Below are 5,346 nucleotides of genomic sequence, written 5' to 3'. Positions count from 1 at the left end.
CACCGAGTGGGTCCCGGGTAGTCGTTGCCAGCGTGCGGTGGTCGCTCGGAGCGACTTCGTCATAGCGCTTATCGATTGCCTCAACATAGAAACCGAAAGCCTGGACGACCACGCGCATATCCACGTCGATCGCGTCAGTCACGGGTTTGCCCAAGTCCCTCGAGCCCCAGCGACCTCCTCTCGGTGTTACTTCACGAGCCGAGCCAGACACTGCAGATTGCGTACCGAATGCCACGAGGAGGTAGTCGAGTCGACGATAAGCTGCACGCGACCGCCTACGGTCTCGACGGCGTCGTTGAGGCGATCAAACACGGAAAGGTCGACCGACGTGCTGATTACCCGGGCGGATGTCACGTCCCGTGCCGAGGCCACTGGAGTGAGCCGGGCACACGAAGCTGTGTGACCGGCTCCGCTGTATCACCCGCAAGCGCAAGTCGTCGCCTCCACCGCACCACGACATGACCACGCCCAGCGTCCGAGAAGACCTTGGATACTATCCGAAACCGAACCAGGGCTCTTCAGACGCCGCACTCGGCGACAGGGTGATCGCCTACTCCGCCGACAGTGGCGGTCCATCGCCTACCACCGAGCAGCCCAATCGCATTGGTCAGTTCGGAACAGGTGCTCCCGTCGGTGCGGTCACGACACGCGGATTCGGCAGCGCGGACCGGTCGACAGCGAGACCTTCTTTGTAGATCGCCGCGATATCGCTTAGATTCTCGCTGTCGACAAGTGGATCCGCATTCAGAAGCACGAGGTCGGCGACCTTGCCCACCTCGACTGTACCGATCGTGTCGAGCTTGTTGTAGGCGTCGGCGACGTTGTGGGTGAGAGCCTGAATGGCTCCCATGGCGCTCAGCCCCCTTGTACGCAAGGCTTTGACCCAGGTGAAGTGGTCGGCCCCCAGCRTCCAAGGCCTGTCCTCGTGCAGCTCTTCACCCAGATCCTGCATCACGTCGTGAGATGTACAGCCAGCGTCGGTAGCAACCATTACGTTGGCTCCTGCGTCGATGAAGTTTCGCTCGTTCTTCTGATGTTCGGGACTGTTCATCGCTCCAAAGAAGTTGCCGTGAGCAAGAAGCCGGCCGGAGTAGTCATCGGTAAGGGGCTGGATTCCCACACCGATCCTCTTTTCCGCGATTCGCCGCACCAATTCGTCCGGTATCACCTGGTTGTACGTCCAGGTTGGATGGATCATGACGTCGACATCGACATCGGTCGCCAACTCAAGGGCGGGGACAGCTAGGGTGTGCGAAAGGAAGGGCAGACCGGCAGCACGGGTGTCCTCCGCCATCATCCGGACCCACTTCTCGGGGAAGGTGTGGTAGGTTCTCAACGCCACGGGGTTGAGGTGCGCGGTGAGGTGGTCGCTGATGGCGACCTTGACCATGTCGACACCGGATTGAACATAGTCCCGGAACCGTGCGCGGAACTCGCGTTCTTGCAGCAGTGTCAGGTCGGCACCGACACCGGCGGCGAAGAGCTCGTCAATTCGATTTGCGAATGTCGGCGAGATTGACTGCCGTGCAGCGAAATTGAAATCAGGACTGAAGGGCCCACCCATGCCTACGATGTTCCCGGCCGCGAAGATCCGGGAACCGATCGTTGCACCTGCGTTGATCCGATCCCGGGCTTCGAGCACCGGATTACGAGCGTCCCAGGTGTCGAACACAGTCGTCACACCGTTGCGGAGGGTCAGTTGAGCCCCCTCCTCGATGACCTTCACGAACGACCCCTCATATCGGGAAAGGTACTCCACACCGCCTATGCCCATCATCATGATGCCGTCGAGGAGGTGGATGTTTCCGTTAATGTAGCCAGGGAGCAACCATTTGCCGGCGGCATCAATGACTTGCGGTCCCGCGCTGGTGTCGTACTGCGACGATGGGACGATGCGGGTAATCGAGCCGTCCTCGACGACAACGGTCGTGTTCTCGGCCGGAGTACCTCCACGTCCATCGATCAGCGTGACTCCGGACAGTGCAAAGTTGGACATACTGTGACTTCCTCTCTCATCTGTGCGACAGAGATCCTGGCGCACAACTCAATGTGGCGACGCCGGTGTGAACACCTCAATCTGCCCCGGTGCCGATGCGTTCCCTACCGACTGCTTGGATATGCGGTTCTGTAAATCCTCCCCGGTGACTGAAGTCAGGCACCCAAYTCGACCGGTTCAACAACGTTGGTACATAACAGGCATCCAGCAATCGTCCGCCTCGACTCCGTTCGCTGTGCTCGGGCGATCGCGAATCGATGGATCAGCTCCAAACACGCTTGCACGGCAGGCACCCGGCGAAGACTGTCCCCCAACGTCACGATGTCCTCGTCGGCCGCACTGCGTCCCGCACCCACGTTGTACCTCAGATCTGAGAGTCGCTACCGCAATCCATTTGTTCGACCGCGGAAAGCTTCGGCGGATGGAACCGATGTTGTATCGGTCGAAACTCGCCGGGGATGTCGATACCGCAGTTGTGGAAGTGCCTCCAGAGTCACGTAACCCGGAGGCGCGGAAAGTACATCGGGAATACGATTGACGAGCGTGGCGCATGTAGTCCAACTCGTCGGCACTTTCTCGTTGCGCAGGTTCAGCTCGGGTTCACCGAAAATCGTCCAGTCGTTATAATCCGCATTATCAGGGCCATAAACCATCCCAGTCATCTCGATCGTGAGCACGACACCCTCGTCGGTGCTCAGGGTGTCAATATCGGTGAAGCCAAGAACCGAGCCCTTGCGAATTACAGTATTCAAAGCCCTGCACTCGGTGTCGGCATCTGCGATCACAGGTTTCGTTTCGCCGCTGGCGTCGCGCGGATTTAGTCCAGCCACAACCGCAAGTTGCTCAAGGGCATTGCGCCCGAATGTTGGTGGACGGGAGGCACCGGCCAACCACTGCTCGAACTCTGCCATGCTGGACCCAACCTGTTGGTCTCGGGCGAGCTCAGCTCCGAAATCGTCTACGTTCCAACTTGCTTTACCGACGACGCGCTGGATCCGGTGCGCGGTTCCCATGAGTACCGACACCAGATTGACCCAGTACCCGTCCTGGTGGCCAGTGCCGGTGATCGTCACGCCGGCTTCACGTGCTGCCTTGTCCAATAGTTCGGTTTCATCAGGCGACGTCCGTCGCGAGAACATCAGCTCCTCAGAGAGCGTGATCACATTCGCTCCAGCAACAAGACATGCCATCGCCGGCTCGAACATGTCTTCCATGTACGAGGCAATTGTCATGACCACGAGATCCGGTCGCGTATCCGCGAGTACTAATTCGATGTCCTTTGCGACTGTGACGCCGAGCTGCTTTCCAAGGCATGCGACATCGCCGATGTCTCGGCCGATCTTTTGCGGACTACGAGCAACTGCTCCAACCAGTTCTGCCCCGTGTTCGTCGAGCATCCGCGCAACGAGCGATCCCATCGAACCCAAGCCGTACATGACGACCCGAGTCTGGGTTTGGGCCAGAATGGGTGCGGTGGATTCCGAAGAAGCCTGACCAATCATCGATTTCTACTTTCCGTTTACGGGCTTATGTCAAGTGAACCGGCTGTGTGACCGGGAAATGCGCAACGGCCTCACTGGCGACCAGCGCGATCAGAAACTGCCCCACGTCGGCGATCAGCGGACTCCAGATCATCCGCGAACCAGTAGTTGCCAGCGCGTAGGTGAACAGCGCACATCTTCCGACCGGCGGGAACTAGGTGAGTCCGGGGACAAGTTTGCCGACAAGCTCATCTCACGTTTGAATTCGGTCTCCAACCTGAGCGCAGCAACCTGAGCATTGTCGTTCAAGGAGTTGCTTTCGCTCGACTGGCTGTCACCGGACGGCGAGGTAGGTAGTGAGGTCACTGACGTCTTCCTTTGGAAGTGGAGATACGGGTCAACGGACCCCTGGCCTAGTAACGTGGGGCTCGTCACACCCGTCAAACGTATAGGTTAATAGTTCATAGTTCAATGGCTGCGGGTTACGTTTGTGTTATTGGCGCCGGTGGCCAAGAGGAGACAGTGCAGTCGCGCGACCGGGAGTGAACTCTGAGTCGCGCCGGGGACATTGGGATGACCTCACAGATTGACCTGTGTTCTCGCTGCCGAACGCCGAAATCTCCACGGCGGATCGCCTACCCCCTGCACATGTCCCGATCCGCCATCGAAAGGTCCTGCGCCGCGATCGGATGCCGAGTTTGGCCCACCTCGACCAGTCCACAGGCCTTCCCCTTCGCCGACCACCAACCCGCCGCTGCATGACACACCGGGTGAGCTGGTCCAAGTGGATATCAGAAATTCGGCCGCATCCCCGACGGTGGCGGACAACGCAGGTTTGGGCGGATCATCGGCAACCGTCACAACAAGAGGAAGGGCCGCGGTTACGCCTTCCTGCACCATGCGGTCGACGACCGTTCCGGCTCGCCTATTCCGAGTCGCACTCCGACGAACGCAAGGAGGTAGCCGCCCCGATCTGGGGAGGGGCTCGCAGCTTCTTCGCCGAACACGGTATCGAGGTGCGGACCGACAACGGTTCCTGCTATCGCTCACACTGCTTCGGGGCGGCGCTCGGTCCGAACGTCAAGCACCGCTACACCCGCCCATATCGTCCGCAGACCAATGGAAAGGTAGAGCGATTGAACCGGACGTTGGCCGCCGAAGAGGGCATACGCCCAGATGTATCTGTCGAGGCCCGCTCGACGAAATACCGTGAGGCTACCCCTCGGAGTGGACACCCCTGACGCTGGTTCCAGTGGAGAGCCAGTAGGCATGTCGACGTGGGACGTCAGCCGCTGTATCCGGAGGATTTCCGGAAAGACGCTGTCGCGCTGTACCGCGCGGCCGATGGCAAACGCACGTACGCAGTTTCCCGTACGTCGTTGAGGTGTATCAATACGACGAGACTCGCAACGAGTACCGAGTGGAGTTCTGAGACGAGACCCTCCGACAGTACATCCGGAAGCGGAACAACCAGTTACCGTTCCCCACACGGAAGCGGATCGCGCTGCAGTTCCTCTACGGCATCAACTACCTTCACAGCGAAAGGTTGCTCCACCGGGACATCAGTCTCCAGAACGTACTGGTGGAAGTCTTCGACCGCGGGGCGGTACTGGTGAAGCTCTCCGATTTCGGTCTGGTCAAGGACACGTCCTCCGAATTCACCCGGACGAAGACGGAGATGCGAGGAACCATCCGTGACCCAATACTCCACAACTTCAAGGACTACAACGTTCTGAACGAGGTGTACTCGATTGGCTGGGTACTCTCCTACATTTTCACCGGCAAAGAGTCACTGAAAACGGGTACCGACGAGGTGAGCCGGATCATTCAAAAGTGTGCCACGCTCGAGACCGCGCAGCGTTACCAGAC

The 5,346-nt window shown here is 59.3% G+C and carries 3 protein-coding genes and 1 pseudogene; 2 read left to right on the top strand and 2 right to left on the bottom strand.

The features are described 5' to 3' along the window. Positions 1-607: 607 nt before the first annotated feature. Both AC1D1G_RS41095 and AC1D1G_RS41090 read right to left on the bottom strand, forming a co-directional pair. On the bottom strand, positions 608-1,996 hold the full coding sequence (locus AC1D1G_RS41095) for an amidohydrolase family protein (RefSeq protein ID WP_477956481.1): 1,389 nt from the start codon (positions 1,994-1,996) through the stop codon (positions 608-610). 380 nt (positions 1,997-2,376) lie between these two features. Then, positions 2,377-3,498 carry an NAD(P)H-dependent amine dehydrogenase family protein gene (locus AC1D1G_RS41090; RefSeq protein ID WP_280784222.1) on the bottom strand — a complete coding sequence of 374 codons (1,122 nt, stop codon included), beginning with the start codon at positions 3,496-3,498 and terminating at the stop codon, positions 2,377-2,379. A 600-nt stretch (positions 3,499-4,098) separates the two neighbouring features. Here AC1D1G_RS41090 and AC1D1G_RS41085 point away from each other — a divergent pair. Together AC1D1G_RS41085 and AC1D1G_RS41080 are read left to right on the top strand one after the other, a co-directional pair. Further along, positions 4,099-4,685 (top strand): annotated as a pseudogene (locus AC1D1G_RS41085) (DDE-type integrase/transposase/recombinase); the annotation flags it as partial. Between the two features lie 245 nt (positions 4,686-4,930). Then, on the top strand, positions 4,931-5,346 hold a 416-nt coding region (locus AC1D1G_RS41080), incomplete at its 3' end, for a protein kinase domain-containing protein (protein WP_477956482.1).

This window comes from Rhodococcus sp. P3_B8 (assembly GCF_056402775.1).
Note: the sequence above shows the minus strand (reverse complement) of the source record. Positions and strands in the feature narration are given on the sequence as shown.

Excerpts from the sequence above, each read along its gene's own strand:
- AC1D1G_RS41090 (WP_280784222.1), bottom strand. The coding sequence starts at position 3,498 with ATGATTGGTCAGGCTTCTTCGGAATCCACCGCACCCATTCTGGCCCAA.